This is a genomic window from Alkalibaculum sporogenes, assembly GCF_009362815.1.
GTDB lineage: Bacteria > Bacillota > Clostridia > Eubacteriales > Alkalibacteraceae > Alkalibaculum_A > Alkalibaculum_A sporogenes.
The window spans coordinates 132244-155916 of sequence record NZ_WHNX01000007.1 but is presented as its reverse complement, the minus strand read 5'-3'; the positions used below and the strand labels follow the sequence as shown (position 1 = coordinate 155916).

Below are 23673 nucleotides of genomic sequence, written 5' to 3'. Positions count from 1 at the left end.
CTGGTATAATCATTTATTGCAAAAGATGTAAGAAATAAGAAAGTACGATTATAATATTGGGAAACCTTTCCCTTTTAAATAATTAATACTATAGATTGTATATCATCTTTTTATAATCAATTATATATCTATATTATTAGCGTAAATCATCTAATATATATACCCTAATTATAACACAATATTAACTCATTACTATTTTTTTTCATCAGATAACCAACACTATTGGTATAATTTGCATGATAATTTTCATTATATAAATTATAAGAAAGAATCATTTAAGAAATAGTTAAGTGATAATTAACCACGGCTATTTCGTCAATTGACTAATTTATGTATAAAATAGTCCAAATAAATACATAATTATTGTATATGTTAGGAGTGATGATATTGATAGTTGGCTTGCCAAAAGGTCTTTACTATTATAAATACCATAAATTTATAGAGAAATTTCTAGACAACCTACACATCTCATATTTAACCTCACCAAATACCAATAAGAATATTTTAAATGAAGGCATTCGCACTTGCGTCGATGAAGCATGTTTACCTATAAAAATTTTTCATGGACATGTATCTTATTTACGAGATAAGTGTGATCTTATTTTAACGCCAAGAATAATGAAAGCTTCTGATGGAGAATATATTTGCCCAAAATTTTGTGGTTTGCCTGAGATGATTATAAACAGTATACCTGAGCTTACTACAATAACTAGTTCCCCTCTATATTTAAATGATAAGAAAAAAATATATAAGTGGTGTGAAAAAGTCGGTAAATTGGCGGGTAAAACTCCTTCTTTAATTAAAGAATCATTTGAAGATGCATTAAAATATCATGCTAATGAAAAGCAAGGTTTAGATGATGAAAAAGGGTTCTCACTAAAGATAGCACTATTAGGACATCTGTATACAGTTTATGATAATCACCTAAATATGGATGTTATAAATAAACTACATGCACTAGATGCAGGTGTTATTACAGAAGAGTGTGTGAAAATGATTCATATAAAATCCGCCATTGAAAATCTCGTTAAAAAACCTTTTTGGTCAAATATGATAGGAACTCTTGGCTCTGGAGTACATTTAGCACAAAACAACCTAGTAGATGGAATTGTGTTCTTGTCTTCGTTTCAATGTGGTATTGACTCTGTCTCTATCGACATCATGAAGGATATGATTGAAGATTTTCCAATGCTTGTACTTAAATTAGATGAACACTCTGGACAAGCAGGTATGGACACAAGACTAGAAGCATTTATCGATATGCTAAAAAGGAGGAAATTAATTGATCTTGACATTTCCACACATGGGTAATTTATATCTTGCTGGCAAAATATTATTAGATGCATTAAAAATCGAGTACATTATCCCTCCTCTCTCTAATAAAAAATCATTAGAAATAGGGTCTAGCATTTCTCCAGAGGAAATGTGCCTTCCCTTTAAAATCATGATGGGCAATTATATTCAGAGTATCCAGCAAGGAGCAGATACTATATTATTAGTAAGTAGCTGTGGACCTTGTAGGTTTGGTGAATATAGTGAACTTCAAATGAGACTACTTAAAAAGGCTGGGTACTCAGTTAAGTTTATCTTAGCTGACTTACCTGATCAACTAAAGTCAAATGATCATATTTGTGGATTAGATGCTTTATTTAATGAAACCTCCTTAAGTAAACCACAAATTACGAAAGCCGTATTAAGGGGAATTCGTGCTATGAATATTATAGATCATTTAGAAAGTAAAGCTCATCTATATGCTGGTTATGAAATAAATCGTGGTGAATCAAAAAAACTTTTAAAAAATGCATTATCAACAGCATATTCCATTGATGATCCTCATGGTGCACTAGCTATACTAAATGAATATAAAACAAAAATGAATCACATTCAAATTGATAATAATAAATCACCACTTAAAATAGCAATTATTGGCGAAATATACACTGTCATTGACTCCTTCTCAAATTTAAATATCGAAGAAAAACTAATGGATTATGGAGTAAGTTCTTCTCGAAAACTAACTCCTAGTTGGTGGATAAAAGATAGCCTACTCAAACTAATAAAATTAAATGGCATCGATGTCAAACGGTTCTCAAAAGATTATCTTTCATACTGGGTAGGAGGTCATGGTAGAGAGTGTGTAGCTGAAGCTGTAATGGCACATGAAGAAAAATATCATGGTGCAATTCAGATTTTCCCAGTCGGTTGCATGCCAGAAGTAGTTTCTAAATCTATACTTCCTAGTATCTCAAGGGACAAAGATTTTCCAATTATGTCTTTAGTTGTTGATGAAATGACTGGTGAAGCTGGGTATACTACAAGAATAGAAGCTTTTTTAGATTTACTTGAGAGGAGAAATGCTTCATGTACTATCTAGGGGTAGACGTTGGATCAGTAAGTACTGATTTTGTGTTACTAAATAAAAATTATCATGTAATTGAACACTTATACTTAAAAACTAATGGTAAACCAATAGATGCCATCAAAAATGGTTTAAGTATCTTAGGACAAACATATAATGACAAACAGATTTTATCAGTTGGTATCACCGGTAGTGGTAGAAGTGTGGGAGGGTACATTTTAGGGGCTGACTTAGTAAAAAACGAAATTACTGCCCATGCTGTAGCAGCCCTAAATATTGATAAAAATGTAAAGACCATTATAGAAATTGGAGGACAAGATTCTAAAATTATTGTATTAAATAACGGTATTGTCGTTGACTTTGCAATGAATACCGTTTGTGCTGCTGGTACTGGGTCGTTTCTAGATAGACAAGCAGAGAGAATGCAAATTCCAATTCAAGAGTTTGGAGATTACGCTTTGAAAGCTACTTTACCTTTACGCATTGCCGGTAGATGTAGTGTTTTTGCTGAATCAGATATGATACACAAACAAGCAATGGGATATAATACTCCTGACATCGTCGCTGGATTATGTGATGCATTAGTAAGAAATTACCTTACTAATGTAGCTAAAGGGAAAGATATACAAGAATCTATATTTTTTCAAGGTGGAGTAGCTGCAAACATAGGAATTAAGGCTTCATTCGAAAGATCATTAGGTAAAAAATTGTACGTTCCGGCACACTATGGCGTCATGGGAGCAATAGGAGCCGCCATTTTATCAGCGGAAACTAAAAAAACAAATACTAGTTTTAGAGGATTTAATACATGCTTAAGTAGTTTCAATTCGACTAGCTTAGAATGCCAAGATTGTCCTAACTGCTGCGAAGTCGTTACAATAATGCAAGACAATAATACTCTGGTCGGACGTTTTGGAGACAAGTGCGGCAAATGGAGTGAAAACAATATCTCTGCTTCTGGAGATAAATAGATAAACTTAATACTACTGACACATATTATAGTTTAGTAGTATTAAGATACCTTTAATATTTGTTTAGCTTAACTACTTTCTTATTTATAAATAAGAACCGTTTTAAATAGTCATATTTCCAGTAATCATATTAAATCTCCCATATTATTGCCAATCTGTATGAAAAACTCCTTCTTTATCAACTCTTTCATAGCCATGAGCACCAAAACAATCTCGTAGTCCTTGTATTAAATTAACTGACATCAATTTTGCACGACAGCTATCATAATAGTAAAGTGTAGATATTAAAGTTGGTATAGCTAATGCTGCTTGTTGTGCTTTGACAATTACTTCACGCCATGAGCTTTCTAAATCAGTGATGAATAACATCTTTTTTGTAATTAAGATATTTTGCTTATTCTCTTCTAATGAATCTAGTATATCTATAAGTAAGTCACCGCTAATAATACATCCCTCTCTCCATACTGAAACAACCTCTTTTAAATCTATGTTCCAGTCTTCTTCTCGAGATGCTACTGATATTAATTCTAACCCTTGCGCGTAACTACAGATAATTCCTGATAATAAAGCATCTTTTAATTGTTCTTGTATATTATCTAGCTCCATAGGTCTTACAGTAGCGCTTAAAGTGTTACTTCCCTCTATCCTTAATTCTCTATTTGCAGAAAAATATCTAGCAAATACAGATTCGCAAATTGTTGGAACATATACTCCTCTTTTCATAGCCTCTTGTAATGTCCAACTTCCTGTTCCTTTTTGCTTTGCTACATCTAAAATCTTACTTATTAATATCTTTCCATCCTCATCTTTTTTGGACAATACATCAATGGTTATATCTAACAAATATGAATTCAATTTGCTAGTTTTCCACTTCATAAAAGTATTGATAATATTATTATGTGACAAGCCCAGTCCTTGATTCATAATAGTATAAATATCTGCTATAAGTTGTAATATAGCGTACTCGATTCCATTATGAACCATTTTCACAAAATGTCCTGCTCCCTTTGGTCCGAGATAATTACAACAAGATTGACCTCGATAAATGGCACTAATTTTCTGTAGCAATTCTTTACTTACTTCCCATGCTTCTCTACTGCCTCCAACCATCATACTTGGACCTATCAGCGCTCCTTTTTCACCGCCAGATACTCCAATCCCTAAATAGTTAATTTGCCAGTTTTTTAAATACTCTACTCTTTTCGATGTATCAGTATAATGAGAATTTCCACCATCGATAATTATATCTCCACTATTTAAACTAGGGATTAAAGATTCTATTACTTCATCTACTGGCGAGCCACTAGTAATCATCAGAAAAATAATACGTGGACTCACAAGACTAGATACTAGTTTTTTCTCATCTGAAAACACTTTCCAATCCTTATTTATGCCATCGTAGCAAAACCTTTTACCTTCTTCATCGCTTTTACTAAAAAGGGCTGTAGAGTATCCTTTGCTTAATAGATTTTTAGCTAAACTGCTCCCCATCACACCTAGACCATAAATTGCAATTGAGTACATTACCTTACCTCCTCTAAACTATTAATGTGGGATAAAAAAATTACCTCGTATATTTAAGCTATTTTATGAACCTACGAGGCATGTAATTGAAAATAATTGAATTATTTTACTAATTTTACTGCTTCAGAAGTTAAGCGTTGAATTTCATCGAATTTCTGCTCATTAATTAAGGTGTCCTTTACCATCCAACTTCCACCACAGGCTATAATTTTAGGATTTGCCAAATATTCAAGTATGTTTTTTTCATTAATTCCACCTGTTGGCATAAATCGGATATTTGGAAATGGACCACTTAGTGCTTTTATAGTATTTAACCCTCCAAATTGTTCGGCTGGAAAAAATTTTGCTACAGGTAATTTGTACTCCAACAAGTACATTAATTCAGTGGGAGTGCATACACCTGGAAATATTGGAATATTATTTTCAACTGCAAACTCAGTAACTAAACGGTTAAAACCTGCAGTAACTATGAATACAGCTCCTGCATCACAAGCTTTTTGAGCCTGTTCTACACATGTTATTGTCCCTGCTCCTACTACCATTTCAGAAAATTTAGACATTTCTTTGATAGCTTCTTCAGCAGCATCTGTACGGAAAGTTACCTCTGCAACAGGTAATCCACCTGCAATTAACGCTTTAGCAAGTGGCGCTGCATCAGTTGCATTATCAATTTTTACAACTGGTATTACTTTAAATTCTGCGATTTTATCTAATAAATGGCTCATTCATTTTCCTCCTTTAAAATAATCAAACAATATAATTAGGTGTTTCACCTTTTAACATTTTCGCTACATTTTCTGCGCAAACTATGCTAACTGCACTGATAGCTTCAAGTGAATACATACCCATATGTGGAGTAATTACTACGTTTTCTAGTTTTAATAGTGGATTGTCAGCATTAATAGGCTCAACTTCTACTACGTCTAAAGCCGCGCCACTTAAATGACCAGCCACCATACATTCGTACAATTCCATCTCATTAATAATACCACCACGTCCTGTATTAATTAAATAAGCTTCTTCTTTCATACTAAGAATTGTTTCTTTATTAAACAGATCTTTTGTTTCATCTGTTAGAGGAACGTGAATAGAAATAAAGTCACTATCTTTTACTATTGTATTGAAATCCACAAGTGTTACATAATCTTTAAATTCATCCGGTACTTCTTTTAGAAATGGATCGTAAGCTAATACCTTCATATCAAAGCCATTTGCTCGCCGAGCTACATTTTTTGCTATTGCACCAAATCCTACCAACCCAAGAGTTTTCTTATACACGTCTCTACCTGTATAAGTTTTCCATTCACCATTACGCACTTTTTCACTAGAAATTGATATTCCTCTACTAATATTTAATATATGTCCAAATGCTAAGTCTGCAACTGCATTAGAATTCATGGCAGGTACATTAGTAACTACTATACCTAACTCTTTGGCATCATCTAAATAAATATTATCTAAACCTGCACCATGTTTGCAGATAATTTTCAACTTTGAACATCTCTTCATATCTTCTACATCAAATTTGTGTGCACCAATTATCAGTGCATCGTAATCTTGAATTATTTCCTTAAACTTTTCTTCACTAAAGTCACTACCTAAAAGCGTAATATCTAGACCTGCCTCTTCAAGTATCTGAATAGGTTTTTCACTTGTCTTACCAAAAGAACGAGAAGTAATTAGTACTTTTTTCATATTTTATCTCCTAACTATAGTTTGTATTCTTGAGCTAATTTTTTGATTGCTTCAAAATCTCCTGCATCTATTAATTTCTTATTCACTAAATTTCCACCAACACTTACACCTATGCAGCCTGCTCTTATAAAATCATTGGCATTACCAGCATGTATACCACCAACAGCAGTTAAAGGAATATGTGTGATTGGCCCTGTTATTGCTTTAATATACTCTACACCTAAAACTGCTGCAGGAAATAATTTAACTATATCCGCACCCATATTATAGGCATTTATAACTTCAGTTGGTGTAAAAGCACCTGGTATTGATACCAAACCTAATCTCTTTGTTTCCTTTATTACCTCTTCGTTAATATTAGGTGAAATCATATACTGAGCACCAGCATCCGCAGCTTGTCTCACGTTGTCTACTGTAAGTACCGTACCTGCTCCAACGGCAATATCGTCACCAAAGTACTCTTTGATCATTGATATGGCTTTTAAGGTATCTCTGGATATTTCTTCGCTCTTGGCACTAAATGTCACCTCGATACAAACTATACCACCGTCTTTTAAAGCTTGTACTGTATTAATCATCTTATCAGATGAAATACCTCTTGATATTGCCACTAACTTATTTTCAACAATCATATCTATAGTGCTCTTCATTTGCATTCTCCTTCGTATAGTATTTTTATTTTAGTTTATGTTTGATTTCTTAATCGTAAGATTTCTAAAAACCCACATAGCGCAAAACTCTTTCCTTCATATCCGTATACTACTTCAACTGAAACATCAGGAATAATTTCCTCACACAAAATACGATATGACTCTACGTATAACTTACTTCCAATGATGATAATCTTTTCTACATCTTTCCAATCTTCAGATATTTTAACTCCCAATAGATCCACAACACTGCCAGTGATAATTCCAGCCATAATTTGACTCCTGACATCATCAGAGCACACATTAAAAACCTTTGTTCCATGCACAATATATAAGGCTCTGCAAATTCCATATTGTTTAAGGTATTGGTATCCTTTATTTACATATTCACAATTCATTTTAATATCTTTTTCACTTAATTCTCCGCCTAGAATAGTGCTTTTCACAATTGCATAATTTAACTCTCCTGTAAAATTAGATGCTATATCAATAATCGCACCATCTTTTACATAACACATATGTGTATGAGATCCAGGAGAGATCATTACGCACTTCTTGTCCCTTGGTAATATTTTAGTAGCTACCATACCAACTACTTCTATTTCTTCGCCACGAACATTATTCATTCTTTCAACATTTTCTATATCAATAATGTCTCCCGGTTGAGCCGTCTTGGCACCACAAATAAGTTTCAATTCTCTTCTAAAGATTTTTTCTTCATTATGAAGGTATATTTTATCTAATAGTTTCTGCCCAGTTATTGGGATGCTAATATGTTCCACTTCAGTAATACCAAATGTATTTGTCACCATTCCTGAAGACCAAATATCTACAATATCAATCTCTTGTAATTTATTATTTAACAATAATTTATCGTAACACTCTTTCATTGCAGTTAATAGGACATTATTATTTCCTGCAATAGCAGAATCTTTTGTGCCAACATTAATAGCTTCTGTATCAATCAACTCAAATTTTTTTACTAAGTATGCTCTTGTATTAGATGTTCCTGAATCTATATAAACATTGTACATTATTATGATCCTCTCGCTTTACTAAAAACTTATAGTACGTATCTCACTTACTATCTCATTAATAAGTTTGGTAAGAACATTGATATTGGAGCAAAGTATGTAACTAATAGTAAGCATACAATCATAACAGTTATGAATGGAATTATGCCTCTAGTGACCGTTTCTAAAGGTTCTGACCCAATCCTTGCGGCAACAAATAAGTTTATACCTAAAGGAGGTGTTATAAACCCTATTGATAAGTTAACTACCATTATTATCCCAAAATGAACAGGGCTTAAGCCTATTGATAGGGCAACTGGAAGTAATATTGGTGAAAGTACCATAATTGCTGGAGTTGTATCCATAAAACATCCTACTACCAATAATAATATATTTATTAACAATAATATCACAATGGTATTATCTGTTGCATTAATGATAGCATTTGTAATCATAGCTGGAATTTGTTCAATGGTCAAGATTTTTGTAAATGCTGTAGCACATCCTAGAATTACCATAGTTGTTCCTGTAGTCGAACACGCACCTCCTATAGTACTAATTAGGCTACGTAGCTTTAACTCTTTGTGAATAAATACGCCACATATAAAAGCATATACTGCTGCAACTGCAGCGGCTTCAGTTGGTGTAAATATTCCACCATAAATACCGCCTAAAATGATTATTGGATTAATTAGAGCCCATTTCGCATCCCATATAGCCTCTAGTGATCTCTTCCACGAGAAAGGTTCTTCATCACCTTCCCAACCTTGTTTTTTACAATAAATATAACACCACAAAATTAAAGCAAGACCTATTAGTATTCCTGGCATAAAACCTGCAATAAATAAAGAACTAATAGAAGTACCTGTTGAAACACCGTAAATAACCATTGGTATACTAGGCGGTATAATTACACCAATACTCCCTGCACAAGCGATTAAAGCTAATGTAAAACTTTTACTGTATCCCTTTGCAAGCATAGTTGGTATAACCATAGATCCTACTGCAGCTACAGTTGCAGGACCGGAACCAGATACAGCTGCAAAAAACATACAAACAACTACTGTAACTATTGCAAGCCCTCCAGTAATTCTACCAAAAAAAACATTAGCAACATTCAAAATACGCTTTGAAACTCCTCCTGCACCCATTAACTCACCAGCTAGAATAAATAGTGGTATTGCCATGATTGGAAAAGAGTCTGTACCTGTAACTAATGCCTGTGCTAAATAGCCTGGCGATAAAGTTCCACCCACGAGAATTGCTACTAAAGAAGAAAGACCGATGGCAATACCTACAGGCAAATTAAATATAAGAAAAACTAGTAGACTAATAAATAAAGCTGCACTAACCATTGTTTTCTCCTCCACTTCTCAATATGTTTATTCTATATATAATCGTCTGTACTTGTCTAATAGATGTGAATGCAAACCCAACCATAGGAGCGGCATAAATAATCCACATCGGTATTTGCATAGCTGGAGAAGACTGTCCTAAGCCTATTTGACGTTGTACTATAGTATATGAGGAATGCGTTATAAACAGCGCAAATCCTAAAAATAATAGATCTCCTACTATTACAATTATTGGTTGTACTTTCCTGGGAAATAAACCTAGTGCAGCATCGATTTTTATATGTTTCATTATTTTTGCACCATAGCTGATTCCCATATATATTAACCAAATAAAAATATATCTAGCTAATTCTTCAGACCAAACAAGAGAATTTTGCATAACATATCTCATAAATACTTGAACAAAAATTATACAAGTCATAAGTGTCATAAGAATTATACACACAAAGAGTTCAAATTTATCGTCAAGTGCTTTTAAAATCTTCATTAATCTCACCCTTTCTATAATGAAAATAGATATGGATTCCGATGCTATTCCAGATGAAATATTATCGAAATCCATTTTAAAATAACTAATTACATTTTGCTGACGATTATTTCAAAATACCGTCAACATAATCTGGATTATCCATCTTTTCTTTAACTAATTCAAATATATTAGCATCAGTAATAACCTTTTGGAATTCAGCTTTTTCGTCAGCTGTCAATTCGATAACGGTTACACCTTTTGACTCAAATCCATCCATAATTTCTTTTTCATATTTTTGTGACTGTTCTCTTTGATATTTTGTTGATTCTTCAGAAGCTTTTAATATTGCAGCTTTTTGATTATCTGATAATGAATTATACTTATCTAAGTTCATAGTAACTATATACGGTGTATAAACATGTTGAGTTATAGAAACGTATTTTTGAACTTCTTCAAATTTATTAGCATCGATAATCCCTAAAGGATTTTCTTGTCCATTTACAGTACCTTGTTGTAACGCTGTAAATAATTCTGTAAACGCCATAGGAGTTGGATTAGCACCTAATGCTGTCCATGCAGCTATATGGATTTCATTTTCCATAGTACGTATCTTTAACCTATTAACATCAGCTGGTTTACTTACAGGAACATCGTTGTTAGTAAAGTTACGGAAACCATTTTCCCAGAATGCAAGACCTTTTAATCCTATACTCTCCATTCCATCTAAAACTTTTTGACCTACTTCACCATCTAGTGCAGCATACGCATCTTCACTACTTAAAAATAAGTATGGCGCATCAAACAGATAAAAATCTGCATACATAGTTGCTAATGGACTAGTTGAACTAACTCCAACATCAATGTCACCGAACTGAGTTGTTTCGATTACAACACGATCATCACCAAGTTGGTTGTCAGGAAATAGATTCACTGTTACTGATCCATCTGTCTCAGCTTCTACGATTTCCTTAAACATCTCGCCTGCATCCTTACCTGATTTAGAAGTTACATTTGAGAAAACTAATGTTACTTGTTCTTCGCCTGAATCATTTGTTTCTGTGTCAGTAGAACCACAACCTGTAGCTGTTAGAGCTACTAATAAGCCAACTGATAATAATACTAAACTTTTTTTCAACTTCAACATAATTTACTCCCCCTGTTTTTTATTGTTTTATATAAAAAATATTAAGCTATTAGTAGCTGAATATTTAGTATAACTAAATTACTTTATCGTACCAGTATTTATATCTCTCATACTTTTTCTTATATAGTTGATTCATTTTAGGATTATGATGAATGACCTTGGCACTTTCTGCAGTAAACTCAGTCACATCCTTTATTATTCCAAGATGTTCCATGCCTAGTGCTACACCTCCTAATAATGAACTATGCTCTAGATTATCAATTTCCATATCGGTTTCAAATATATCTACACACATTTGAGTCCAATACGGGGAATTTAGAATTCCTCCAGATAGTTTGATTTTCTTTGGAATACCATTAATATTTGTCAGTACTTGATAGCACTGATACAAGTTAAACAGCGTACCTTCCATAATTGCGTGATACATGTCATGAGCTGTATGAAATGGCTTAATATCAAAGAATGCTGCATTCCTGTCATCTTGCCAACCGGGACATCTCTCTCCAAACAAGAAGGGCAGGAATACTGGTGTTGTTTCTATATCTCCAAAACCTTTTTCTATGTCCTCATAACTTGTATCTGGGCTAAACATCTTTTCCTTAAACCAATCAATACAGTTGCAACATCCTGATGTTGCTGCTCCACTAAGCCATTTCTTTGGAGACATATAACACCACGTGCTTGGCTCTTCTGGTATAATTGGACTATCTGTGGTCAAACGCATTGCTCCACTTGTGCCAATTGAAAAAGTCATAACTCCATCACCTAAAGCTCCTGCACCAACTTGGTTTAAACCACCATCAGGTCCTGTTGGAATTACTGGAGTACCTTCATCAATTCCTAAGTGATACGATCCTTCTTTAGATAATAGAATAGTATCTTTATAAGTTACTAACCTACTTAGTTGAGACTCCTTAATACCTATCTCATCGAGGATTTCTATATCAAACTCTTTTGTATGAGTATTTAACAATCCAGTCCCTGAAGCCATACTATCCGTTATTACGCGCTCTCCAGTTAAACGAAACATATTATATGTACCTTGTCCTGCAATTAAATAGTCATTTAAGTCATATCCTTTTTCTTTTAAAAGCATTAATTTAAATGCTGGATATATTCCATTTACCATACAACCCGTTTTCTGATAAAACGATTTCACATAATCCTTATCTTCTCTAAGCTCTTTACATAAGTCTGACGCTCCAGTGTATGACCATAAGTATACTGGTGTTTTAGGTTTCATAGCCATATCACAAAGCATAACACTATGCCATGCTCCCCCTAATGACACAATATCAATTTTCTTACCCTTACAAAGTTTTCTTCCTAATGCTACTGTTTCATTAAAAATATTCTCAGCATCATGTATTGTAGTATCATTATTACAGAGTGTATATGTATTTATCTTTACTTCATATGTTCCTGTTACAGTATCATATAACATTGCCTTGGCAGACGTCGTACTAGATTCTAATACTAATATGTTCAATGGCTTGCCCACCTTTACGTTTTTTTACCATTCCGCTATTGTACCATCTGAATTTCTCCAAACAGGATTTTTCCAGTTATGTCCTATTTTACTTTGTTTAATTACATACTCTTCATCAATTTCAATTCCCAAACCTGGTTTTGTAGGCAACTTTACTACACCATTACTATAGTTGAATACCGACTTGTCTTTTAAATAATCTAACAAATCACTTCCTTGATTATAGTGAATTCCTAGACTTTGTTCTTGAATAAAGGCATTAGGTGTACATGCATCTAATTGCAAGCATGCAGCCAATGCAATAGGGCCTAATGGACAATGTGGTGCAACTGCCATATCGTAAACTTCTGCCATTGCAGCAATTTTCCTACATTCTAAGATGCCTCCTGCGTGAGAAAGGTCTGGTTGAATAATATCCACGATTCCTTGTTCAAAGATTTTCTTAAAATCCCAGCGGGTATACAACCTCTCCCCAGTTGCAATTGGTGTAGATGTATACTTTGCAATTTCAGCAAAAGCTTCGTAGTTTTCACATAATACTGGTTCTTCTATAAACATCAGATGATATTTATCTAATTCTTTAGCCAATATTTTTGCCATGCTTTTATGAAGTCTTCCATGGAAATCTACAGCAATGCCGAAATCTGATCCACAAGTTTTACGAATTGCTTCTACTCGTTCACATACTCCTTGTACTTTTGAATAATTATCTATGTAATGCACTTCCTCTGTGGCATTCATTTTTATAGCCTTGAATCCAAGTTCTTTCTGAGCTAATGCTGCAGCACCAACATCTGAGGGTCTATCTCCTCCGATCCAGCAGTAAACATCAATATTATCTCTACATGCACCACCTAACAATTCATATACGGGTGCATTATAATATTTGCCTTTAATATCCCATAACGCTTGCTCAATTCCAGATATTGCACTAGTTATAATTGGTCCACCTCTATAAAAGGCTGATCTATAAAGCATTTGCCATATATCTTCAATTCTTAAAGGGTCTTTTCCAATAATATAATCAGACATTTCTTTTACACAAGCTTCTACGGAACTAGCCTTACCCTCAACAACAGGTTCACCCCATCCATATAAACCTTCATCTGTGCTTATTTTCAGGAACAACCACCGTGGTGGTACTTTATATAATTTAACTTCTGTTATCTTCATAAAATCCCTATACCCTACGTAAGCTAAGCTTATGCACGCCTTTCAATTCTTTAAATAGTTTATATTTTCGTACAGTCGACAAGAACCTTAACTGTACCGTACTGCGGATCTGCAATCATATCAAACACATTTTCACTATCTTTTAAAGGTACGATATGAGAGACGATCTTCTCTAAATCTCCATTTATCTGAGCTGCATACTCTACTGCTTGTCTAAACTCTTCCTTAGTGTATACTCTTGTACCTACCATATGTTGCTCTTTGAAATTAATATCTCTTAAATTCACATTATGTGGAGCTTTATGTACAGATACCATACAAATACTACCTCCAACTCTGGTAATATTAGTCATCTCCATTGCTGCAATTTCAGCACCACTACATTCAAACAATACATCTACGCCTTCACCATCTGTGTCTAATTTTGATATGGTTTCCATACTCTCTGTTTTTGCATTTACAGGTATCAGTCCGAATTGTTTAGCCATTTCGAGTCTTTTCTCATCTACATCTGAGATAAAAATCTTTGAAGCTCCCATATGTTTCAACATCATTCCCGTAATCATTCCTATTGGCCCAGCACCTATTACTGCAACTACATCTAATGATTTAAAATTACTTTGGTGAATTGCCCTAACTATAACAGCAAGTGGTTCTATAACAGTAGCTGCTATGTCTGAAACTTTATCAGGAACCTTAAATAATACATCTTCATCTACATAGCCGTACTGTGCTATGCCACCATCAACATCTATCCCTATCAATCCTAATGTATTACATACATGGGCGTTACCAGTTCGACAAGGTAAACAGTTACCACATGAAAGTAATGGATAAGCAACTACCCGATCACCTTTTTTAAACTTTTTTCCTTCTTCAACTACTTCTCCTAAAAATTCATGTCCTAATACTAATGGCGCTTTAGCTCTTGGGTGTGTACCAAGAAAAATACCTATATCTGAGCCACATATTCCACAATATTTCATTTTTAACTTTACACTACCTGCCCGAAATGTAGGTTCTGGTATGTCCCTAACTTCAACCTTTTTAGGATTTGTATAAATTAACGCTTTCAAAATCATCTCTCCTTCTGCTCATGATCTTATCATTACGATAGCTGTTACATAAAAGAAACTGCTTCCTCTTTGTTGTAAATCATCTAAAGTCAAAGGCTTAGCTCTTTGTCTTAGACGTATTAAACGTTTTCATAAATTGGATCATAACAACTTAATAAATAATTTCTCGTCTAAACAATATTTTTTAAATAAGTGAATATATTTTTAATTTACCCTAATTATATTTATTTAACTCTTATTTGTCAATATAGACTTGAATAATAAATTTATTTGTCGTAAAATTAAATTTATATTAACTGTAATAAAATTTACTTTATCATTTATTCTCTTTGCTGTATAATAGTCATCATTAATATCTTTATGGAATGGAGGTGCAATAAGTGTCTAATAACACAAATAAATCAACACTTGTTGACATAATTTACGATAATATAAGAAGAGATATAACTGAGCACGTGTTACTTCCTGGTCAAAAAATTAATATTAAAGATCTTTCTGATCGTTATGGTGCTAGCGTTACTCCTATTAAACTTGCATTAAATAGGTTAATTTCAGAAAAAATTATAGAAAATTTCCCTCGTCATGGTATGAAAGTTAAATCAGTTAAGGCCGATGAAATTGACGAAATCTTTGATATGAGATTAATGCTAGATTTACAGTATGTCCATGAAATAATTACATCTGTAAATTTTAACGAAAAATTGAGAGAGCAACTTAAAGACAATGTTCGAGTGCATAAGCAGATTGTAACCGATTTAAATTCGGATTTTTCTGTTGATTCCTACCTAAAAATTTATCATATCGATTATATGTTTCACGAACTTTATCTAAAATGCTCAGGAAACACAAAGATAGTAGATTTATTCCAGTACATAAATCCTTTTTTATATTCAAATTATTTATTTCAACGACAATCTAGAGAAAAAGACATTGCAGGAGTTAAAGAACATGAGATAATTTTAAACGCAATATTATCAGAAGATGAACAGGCTCTTAGAGATGCTCTTCACTTACATATTGATAATGCAAAGCAAGCTGTTAGCCTTATACTAAAAGTTGATAAAATGCTTTAAGTTTTATTACGCACTATAGGTATTCACATTCCCGCTTAAGCTATTAAGATAACAATAAAAGATAAGCAGGCTTAACAGGGATGAAGCAACCTTACTTAATAAAGTATCACTTTATTTATTTAAAATTCGGGAGGCGTTATAATATGGATTTATTCGATTTACAAGGTAAAAAGGCAATTGTAACAGGTGGTAGTCGTGGACTAGGATATGGGATGGTACAAGGTTTACTAGAAGCTGGCTGTGAAGTTGTTATTATTGGAAGTTCTGATAAGGCATTAACTGTTTCACAAGATTTTATAAAGCAAGGTTATAAGTGTCACGGTATAAAAGCTGATTTAAAAATTGAAGATGAAAACAATAGATCGTTCAATGAAGCAGTTGAATATTTTAAAGGAGACCTGGATATCTTAGTTACTGCAGCAGGTATACAGCGCAGACATAATGCTGAAAACTTTCCACTAAAAGATTGGGAAGAAGTCTTAAATGTAAATCTAAATTCAGTATTTCTCATGTGTCAGTTAGCAGGAAATTTAATGTTAAAGAAAGGTCACGGTAAAATTATTAACGTTGCCTCTATGCTTAGCTTCTTTGGTGGAAATACTGTCTGTGCTTATGCAGCAAGTAAAGGTGGAGTCGCTCAGTTTACTAAAGCACTTTCAAATGAATGGGCTAGTAAAGGTATAAATGTAAATGCTATTGCTCCAGGTTACATGGCTACAGAAATGAATATAGCTTTAATTGAAGATGAAACAAGGAATACAGAAATTCTTAGTCGAATTCCAGCTAAACGATGGGGGAAACCAGAAGATATGAAAGGTCTTGTAATCTTCTTAGCCTCTCAGGCCTCAGATTATTTAAACGGCGCAATTATCCCAGTTGATGGAGGATACTTATCTAGATAAAAATTTATATATTGCTTCGTAAATAGACGGTAAAACGTCTATTTTTTCTTTATTCTTAATATTTTTGTTAAAATTTGTTTACACTTTATTCTTTTAAAATATATTAATTCATATTATAATGTATAAGATATTTGCATTGAGGAGTGGTAACTTGAAAAAAATTACATTAATGTTTTTATGTTTTATTATATTATTAATTGGTACAAGCTGTTCAAACAAAGATGTTATTGAAGAAAATGATCTTAATACTAAAAAAATAAATGATCTTGAGAGAAAAATAGACGACTTACAAACACAGATCGAAGGTTACAAATCGTCAGAAGAAGATACTAAATTAGAAAAGCAATTCTATTTAGATTTTATTATTAGTATTATACCTTATATCAGCGATGAAGATATGATCGAAATTGCTCAACAACAATGGACTTATTCAATCTTAGTAGATGACATTCCAATACCCGAAGATGGAATTATTGAAATAAGTTCCGATAGTTTTAAACTTAGTGTTTCAGAAGAACAATCTCCATATACTACACTACCTCTAGATATACATAATAAAGGTAAAATTAGTGGCAATTTATTTTCAAACCATATACAATTCTTAGATGTAAAACCTAGTGATATTTCTGGTTCTGATGGAACGATTGTCTCATTGACAACTTACACTTTTACTAGATTAGATGATAATAGTATAGTAAACTTAGAGCTTTCCACTGAACTACAAGATCGCCTAGGATTAAACACTAATGCTTTGACAATAAAACCAATAGAATTAAATACTTTTGAAGATTCTCAAGATACTAGTACAGTTCCAGATGAAGATGAAAAAACAAAAGAGTAATACTTCCACTTGTCTTTTACTTTTGTGCAACTATATTAACATACACTTTAAAAGCGCTATTCAGATATTTCTGCATAGCGCTTTATACTTATATTAACTATTGTTCATTTAATAATTCATTCTTAAGATTCCAAAGCTTTGGTGACAAATCTACGTGATACTCGTGAGGATTAGTAAACCTAGTAATAGCAGGCCATATTGATTTGTACTCTTCTTTTAGGCGACTTTGAATCTCTCTAATTGTAGGTAAATCGTATACTAATTTACCATCCACAATAATAGGCACTAGTAAATTTTGTGCTCGATAGTTAAATAATATTCTCTTCTTCCACGTATAAACAGGATGAAATATCGTTAGAGGTTTTGATTCGTCTATAACTTCATCATCTATCATAATTACATCTGCTAAAGCTTTATTTGATGATTTATCATATATTCTTACAGCTTTTTTATATCCTGGATTAGTAATTTTACCAGGATCATTTGAAACTTTAATCTTATTTATTCTTTGCCCTAGATGTTCTATTTGAGATAGTTTATAAACAGCCCCTAATGCGGGTTGATCATAGGCCGTAATTAATTTAGTGCCTACTCCCCATAAAGTAATCTTAGCTCCTTGAAGCTTTAAATCTCTAATTAGATATTCATCTAAGTCTGAAGATGCAGATATAATCGCGTTGGGAAATCCTGCCCCATCGAGCATTTTTCTACATTCTTTGCTTAAGTAGGCTAAATCTCCCGAATCTAATCTTATACCATAAATGTCAGGTAATTTATTTTCTTCTTTCAGTTTTAAAAATACTTTTATAGCATTAGGGATACCTGATTTTAGAGTATTGTAGGTATCTACTAATAGCATTAAATTATCAGGGTTATAATAGGAAAACTTTTCAAAAGCTTCATATTCGTTATCATAGCTGAGAATATAACTGTGGGACATAGTCCCTTTTGCAGGTATATTTACAATGGATTCAACTTCTACATTACTAGTGCCTACACACCCACCTATGATAGCTGCTCTTGCACCATATAAACCTGCTTGGGAACCATGGGCACGCCTAAGCCCAAATTCTAGAACAGAATCACCTTCAGCTGATTGTACTATCCTAGCAGCTTTAGTAGCTATTAAAGTTTGGTGATTTATAATAGTAAGAAGTGAAGTCTCTATAATTTGTGCTTGTATTAACGGTGCTTTCACACGTAGTATTGGTTCATGAGGAAATATAATTGTACCTTCAGGGATGGCATGTAATTCTCCTGTAAATTTAAAAGTACTAAGATAATCTAAGAATTCATTTGATAACTCAGGGTGATTTTCTCTTAACATAGTGATATCATCTTGCGAAAAGTGAACATTCATAAGATAGTTTATTACTTGTTCTAGTCCTGCACATACAGTATAACCACCGTTAAAAGGATTATTTCTAATAAATAAATCAAATACAGCTATATCGTCTTTTTTATTGTCATTAACAAACACATTACTCATGCTTAGTTGATAGTAATCTGTAGAAAGTTGCGGTATCCTTTTGTGATACATTTCATATTTCCTCCATTTTTCATGTAATGTTTTAATTTTACACTTGTGTTTATAATATTGCAACACATTACATACTGGCAAGTTCATGTATTAGCAATTTACTAAAAGTCAGTGCCTTAATTTAACTCATATTATAAATTGAAACTTTATTCATTAGGGGTTTTCTTAATCCCCCACTTAGCTTTTTTTATCATCTTGAAGAAGTGGGAGCAATACCCGATTTCTCTAGACTGAAAGGTTAGAGAAATTGAATGGTATTTCCCCGGTCAGGGTTGGCGAGGCTTGTAACAACTGAAAGGAGCTAGAAGCCCGCAACCTACGACTGGAGTCTTATGCCTGTTAATGCGGGATAAATTTAATTATACATCAAATAGATATTATAACTCTAGTAGTTTAAATAGTATTTTGCTTTCCTAACAATTACTTCACGTGTACCCTTATGTGACCTGTAATTTATTAAATCTATATAATATAAAAAGGGCTTACGCCCTTAATATATAAATTTATAATCCTAACTTATGTCTTCTTATTTGATCTATCTTTGTATGGTTAAACCTTACTTTATGTCCTTCTAGCGGAACAATCTTTTCATGTATCGCATCTATTATTGTGTCAGCTTGTGGGAAAAAATACTCTTCTAATTCATCTACTGGAGTAATCCAGTTTCTTGAACCTACTACTACTGGTGGAGCATCTAGGTAATCAAATGCTAATTCTGAAATATTCTGTGCAAAATCATTTAACACTGAATTTCTTTGAGTTGCATCACTTGTTAAGAGTATTCTTCCTGTCTTCTTTACGGACTCTATAACTGGCTCAAAGTTAAATGGCACAATACTCCTTGCATCAATTACTTCTACAGACATACTAAATTCTTTTTCTAATTTCTCTGCTGCTTCTATAGCCTTATATAATGTAGCGCCTATACTTAATATGGTTAAATCTGAACCTACCCTTTTAACATCTGGTTCTCCTATTGGAATTTCATAATACCCTTCTGGCACACCTTCTGGATTAAACATTTCGCCAATGCCATACAATCTTTGACTTTCAAAGAATACCACTGGGTCACTGCCATTTAATGCTGCGTTCATAAGACCTTTTGCATCGTAAGGAGTAGCTGGAAATACTACTTTTAGACCTGGTATATGTGCACATAAAGATGACCAATCTTGTGAATGTTGTGCACCGTATTTTGCCCCTACTGACGTCCTAAGTACTACTGGCATTTTTAATTGTCCTGCAGTCATAGATTGCCATTTTGCCAATTGATTAAATATTTCGTCTCCAGCCCTGCCCATAAAATCGCAATACATTAATTCTGGTACACTTCTTCCACCTAGCATTGCGTATCCAACAGCTGCACCTACGATAGCAGATTCTGATATTGGTGAGTTAAATAATCTATGGTATGGAATCGATTCTTCCATATTTTTATATACTCCATAAGCTCCACCCCAATCTCTAAGGTCTTCCCCAAAGCTTATTAAAGTTGGATCTTCATAAAATTTGTCCATTAAAGCCTCAAATACTGCATCTCTAAACTGATATGCTTTTACTGATGGTACAGTTTTACCGTCTTTAATCCCTACTCTTTCTTTTTTTTCTATTCTTTTAATACGAGTATTATCACTCTTAGGCCCTAATACATCTGGTGTTCTGTCATCCATTTTAGGAATTTTTTCATTAGAGAACATATATTTTTCGATAGAATCTACTTCATTAACTAAATCCATTCTTGGCGACACACTATCATCTATAGATAATTTAAATACTTCTTGAATTAAAATTTCAGATGTTTGCTTTACGTCATTTATTTCTTTTTCAGTCGCCATTTCTGCTTCTAAAATATCGTTTCTAAAGCTGAGGATAGCATCCATGTCCTTCCAAGCTTCCAATTCTTCTTTTGTTCTATATGGTCCAGCATCTGAGGTAGAATGCCCACCAATTCTATAAGTGACGAGATCTAGTAAAGCTGGCCCTTCTCCGCTTATAAGTATTTCTTTTTTTCTCTTCATTGCATCTATAACCGCTAATGGATTGTATCCATCTACTCGCTCTGCGTGCAATTGAGTCGGACTAATTCCCGCACCAACTCTAGCAAGTATATTATATGCCATTGTCTCTCCTACTGTCTGTCCACCCATTCCATAACCATTGTTATTGAAGTTAAATAAAACTGGTAGCCCACCTTTATGAGCTTCATCCCACAATGTAGTTAATTGATCCATAGCTGCCATATTCATAGATTCCCATACTGGCCCACAGCCTAATGATCCATCTCCTGCATTGGCGATTATAATACCATCTTTTTTATTTACTCTTTTATAAAGAGCTGCACCCAGTGCTACTGGCGCAGATCCACCAACAATAGCGTTATTTGGATAAACTCCAAATGGAATAAAGAAAGCATGCATTGAATTTCCTAATCCTTGAGCAAATCCATTTTTTCTACCAAATATTTCAGTTGCAATTCCGTAAATATAAAATCTCATGGCTAATTCTTTTACACTACCTTTAAACCCTTGTTCTACAACTTTTAATTGAGCTCCACCGTGAGATTTTTCCATGATTTCTATCAATTCTTTTTCATCTAATTTTTCTAATGCTGACATTCCTTTTGCAATTAACTCACCATGACTTCTATGTGTTCCAAATACTAAGTCTTCTTTATCTAATATAAATGATTGTCCAACTGCTGTCGCCTCTTGTCCTAAATACAAATGAGCAGGTCCTGTATAGCTATATTTTACCCCTCTATATTCACCTGTAGTTCTTAAATCCTGCAACATCATTTCAAATTCACGTATGAGAATCATATCTCTATACATATTTAATAATTCTTTTTTAGTATATTCTTCTTTTACATCTTTAACTCTTTTTTGATATTGATTAAGTGGGATCGGTTTGAATGTGAGTTCCCCTGGTTTTCTTCTTTCAATAGGATCGATATTTATACTTTTTGGCATTTTTGTACCTCCATTTTTATTAACTATTCGCTAATAGTCACTTCTTCTATATTACTGTTACGCTTTATTAACTAAATATAGCTTCCCTAATTATTTCACTGACAGTAGGGTGCGGAAAAACTATTTCCTGTAGGTCTTTTACTAACATTTCTGTTTCTACCATAATACCTGCACCATAAATAATCTCTGATGCGTAGCTTCCAATAATTTGAACTCCTATTATCTTTTTGTACTTTTTGTCAATGAGAACTTTTGCAATACCGTCCCCACCTTCATTTTCTGCCATATATCTACCACTATAGTTCATAGATATTTTCTTTATCTCAAATGAAATTCCTTTATTCTTTGCTGTTTCTTCTGTTTCACCAACAGACGCTACTTCTGGATTTGTATAGATTACTGAAGGTATCGCACTATATCTCATGATGTCTCTGTTTCCTAAAATATTATTTACAGCTACTTCTGCTTCTCTATAAGCTGTATGTGCTAACATAGATGTACCATTTATATCTCCTATTGCGTAGACACTTGGAATGTTTGTTTTACATGTTTCATCTACTTTTATAGCTCCTTTTTCAACTGCTATACTAAGTTTTTCTAGCCCTATATTAGATATATTTGCTCTTCTACCAATACTGAGTAATATTTTATCACTATCTATACTCGTTTCTTTTCCTTCTATTTCATAATAAACGCGACTATCCATTACTTTAGTCACTTTCGATTCAAGTAAAAATGTAATACCCTTTTTTTCCAAATTACCTTTTAATATAGTGCCTATCTCTCGATCTGTATAACCACCAATTCTATCCATCATTTCAATAACTGTAACTTTACTCCCAACTGTAGCAAAATACGATGCCATTTCTAAACCAATAACACCACCACCAATAACCGTTAATCTCTCCGGTATAGTGGTAAGATCTAAAATCTCTCTATTAGTTACAATAATACTTTTTTCAAAAGCTTCTTTCACTCCTGGTATAGGTGGTATTAATGCCTCAGATCCAGTTGCAATAATAAGATTCTTGCAAGTATGTTGTTCTCCATTAACACTTATTTCAAAACCTTCCGAAGTCTTTCCTACTATTACGCCCTTACCACTAACTACTTCTACTTTATTCTTTGCCAGAACTGCCTGTATGCCACTTACTAATTTTTTCACTACTATATTCTTTCTTTTAATTACTTTTTTTTGATCATATATTACATTCTCACATGTTACACCATATTTATTTCCATTCTTAGCATACTCATATATTTTGGATGAATTTAGTATTGTTTTTGATGGTACACAACCTTCATTTAAGCATACTCCACCTATATTTTTTTTCTCTATTACCATAGTTTTAAGTCCTGCGCCCCCCGCTCTTTCAGCAGCTAAGTATCCTCCTGGTCCTGCTCCAATAACAATTAAATCATACACTATT

General features: G+C 33.2%; 20 protein-coding genes. 6 read left to right on the top strand and 14 right to left on the bottom strand.

Features of this window, described 5'->3' with window-relative positions:
- The first annotated feature begins 369 nt into the window (after positions 1 to 369).
- The 3 genes from GC105_RS06425 to GC105_RS06415 are packed head-to-tail and all read left to right on the top strand — an operon-like array spanning position 370 to position 3330.
- Positions 370 to 1311 carry an acyl-CoA dehydratase activase-related protein gene (locus tag GC105_RS06425; RefSeq protein WP_246169742.1) on the top strand — a complete coding sequence of 314 codons (942 nt, stop codon included), beginning with the start codon at positions 370 to 372 and terminating at the stop codon, positions 1309 to 1311.
- Entirely contained in the window at positions 1283 to 2374 is a 1092-nt protein-coding gene (locus tag GC105_RS06420) for an acyl-CoA dehydratase activase-related protein (protein WP_152802892.1), read from the top strand. Before GC105_RS06425 ends, GC105_RS06420 begins: the two co-directional genes overlap by 29 nt.
- Positions 2362 to 3330, top strand: a complete 969-nt coding sequence (locus tag GC105_RS06415; protein ID WP_152802890.1) for an acyl-CoA dehydratase activase — start codon at positions 2362 to 2364, stop codon at positions 3328 to 3330. The genes GC105_RS06420 and GC105_RS06415 overlap by 13 nt, the downstream gene beginning before the upstream one ends.
- Before the next feature lie 144 nt (positions 3331 to 3474).
- Here GC105_RS06415 and gndA read toward each other — a convergent pair whose 3' ends face one another.
- From gndA to GC105_RS06360, 11 genes are all read right to left on the bottom strand, one after another.
- Positions 3475 to 4854 (bottom strand): NADP-dependent phosphogluconate dehydrogenase, encoded by a 1380-nt coding sequence (gene gndA, locus GC105_RS06410; protein ID WP_152802888.1) that lies wholly within the window; start codon positions 4852 to 4854, stop codon positions 3475 to 3477.
- Positions 4855 to 4955: 101 nt separating this feature from the next.
- Positions 4956 to 5579 (bottom strand): bifunctional 4-hydroxy-2-oxoglutarate aldolase/2-dehydro-3-deoxy-phosphogluconate aldolase, encoded by a 624-nt coding sequence (gene eda / locus GC105_RS06405; RefSeq protein WP_152802886.1) that lies wholly within the window; start codon positions 5577 to 5579, stop codon positions 4956 to 4958.
- Between the two features lie 22 nt (positions 5580 to 5601).
- Positions 5602 to 6549 carry a phosphoglycerate dehydrogenase gene (locus GC105_RS06400; RefSeq protein WP_152802884.1) on the bottom strand — a complete coding sequence of 316 codons (948 nt, stop codon included), beginning with the start codon at positions 6547 to 6549 and terminating at the stop codon, positions 5602 to 5604.
- Positions 6550 to 6563: 14 nt separating this feature from the next.
- Complete coding sequence (locus GC105_RS06395) at positions 6564 to 7199, bottom strand: bifunctional 4-hydroxy-2-oxoglutarate aldolase/2-dehydro-3-deoxy-phosphogluconate aldolase (RefSeq protein ID WP_152802882.1); 636 nt, start codon at positions 7197 to 7199, stop codon at positions 6564 to 6566.
- Between the two features lie 35 nt (positions 7200 to 7234).
- Complete coding sequence (locus GC105_RS06390) at positions 7235 to 8233, bottom strand: 2-dehydro-3-deoxygalactonokinase (protein ID WP_152802880.1); 999 nt, start codon at positions 8231 to 8233, stop codon at positions 7235 to 7237.
- Between the two features lie 50 nt (positions 8234 to 8283).
- Entirely contained in the window at positions 8284 to 9567 is a 1284-nt protein-coding gene (locus GC105_RS06385) for a TRAP transporter large permease (RefSeq protein WP_152802877.1), read from the bottom strand.
- Positions 9560 to 10054, bottom strand: coding sequence for a TRAP transporter small permease (locus GC105_RS06380; protein ID WP_152802875.1), 495 nt, complete (start codon positions 10052 to 10054; stop codon positions 9560 to 9562). The genes GC105_RS06385 and GC105_RS06380 overlap by 8 nt, the downstream gene beginning before the upstream one ends.
- 106 nt (positions 10055 to 10160) lie before the next feature.
- Positions 10161 to 11180, bottom strand: coding sequence for a DctP family TRAP transporter solute-binding subunit (locus GC105_RS06375; RefSeq protein WP_152802874.1), 1020 nt, complete (start codon positions 11178 to 11180; stop codon positions 10161 to 10163).
- Between the two features lie 73 nt (positions 11181 to 11253).
- On the bottom strand, positions 11254 to 12669 hold the full coding sequence (locus GC105_RS06370; protein WP_152802872.1) for a gluconokinase: 1416 nt from the start codon (positions 12667 to 12669) through the stop codon (positions 11254 to 11256).
- 24 nt (positions 12670 to 12693) lie between these two features.
- Positions 12694 to 13842, bottom strand: coding sequence for a galactonate dehydratase (gene dgoD, locus GC105_RS06365; RefSeq protein ID WP_152802870.1), 1149 nt, complete (start codon positions 13840 to 13842; stop codon positions 12694 to 12696).
- A 59-nt stretch (positions 13843 to 13901) separates the two neighbouring features.
- Positions 13902 to 14918 carry a zinc-dependent alcohol dehydrogenase gene (locus GC105_RS06360; protein ID WP_152802868.1) on the bottom strand — a complete coding sequence of 339 codons (1017 nt, stop codon included), beginning with the start codon at positions 14916 to 14918 and terminating at the stop codon, positions 13902 to 13904.
- Positions 14919 to 15298: 380 nt separating this feature from the next.
- On the opposite strand from GC105_RS06360, the gene GC105_RS17580 reads away from it, so the two are divergent.
- The 3 genes from GC105_RS17580 (at position 15299) to GC105_RS06345 (ending at position 17734) form a co-directional block, all read left to right on the top strand.
- Positions 15299 to 15991, top strand: coding sequence for a GntR family transcriptional regulator (locus GC105_RS17580; protein ID WP_343029972.1), 693 nt, complete (start codon positions 15299 to 15301; stop codon positions 15989 to 15991).
- A 143-nt stretch (positions 15992 to 16134) separates the two neighbouring features.
- The gene (locus GC105_RS06350) at positions 16135 to 16893 is read left to right on the top strand and encodes an SDR family NAD(P)-dependent oxidoreductase (RefSeq protein WP_152802866.1); all 759 of its coding nucleotides are present in this window, start codon (positions 16135 to 16137) and stop codon (positions 16891 to 16893) included.
- Between the two features lie 151 nt (positions 16894 to 17044).
- Positions 17045 to 17734 carry a hypothetical protein gene (locus GC105_RS06345; protein WP_152802864.1) on the top strand — a complete coding sequence of 230 codons (690 nt, stop codon included), beginning with the start codon at positions 17045 to 17047 and terminating at the stop codon, positions 17732 to 17734.
- Between the two features lie 97 nt (positions 17735 to 17831).
- Here the strand turns inward: GC105_RS06345 and GC105_RS06340 are convergent, their stop codons facing one another.
- The 3 genes from GC105_RS06340 to lpdA all read right to left on the bottom strand — a co-directional run bounded on the left by GC105_RS06340 (position 17832) and on the right by lpdA (position 23669).
- Positions 17832 to 19274, bottom strand: a complete 1443-nt coding sequence (locus GC105_RS06340; protein ID WP_152802862.1) for a nicotinate phosphoribosyltransferase — start codon at positions 19272 to 19274, stop codon at positions 17832 to 17834.
- 503 nt (positions 19275 to 19777) lie between these two features.
- Positions 19778 to 22243 (bottom strand): alpha-ketoacid dehydrogenase subunit alpha/beta, encoded by a 2466-nt coding sequence (locus GC105_RS06335; RefSeq protein ID WP_152802860.1) that lies wholly within the window; start codon positions 22241 to 22243, stop codon positions 19778 to 19780.
- Positions 22244 to 22310: 67 nt separating this feature from the next.
- Complete coding sequence (gene lpdA / locus GC105_RS06330; protein WP_343029971.1) at positions 22311 to 23669, bottom strand: dihydrolipoyl dehydrogenase; 1359 nt, start codon at positions 23667 to 23669, stop codon at positions 22311 to 22313.
- Positions 23670 to 23673 lie beyond the last annotated feature (4 nt).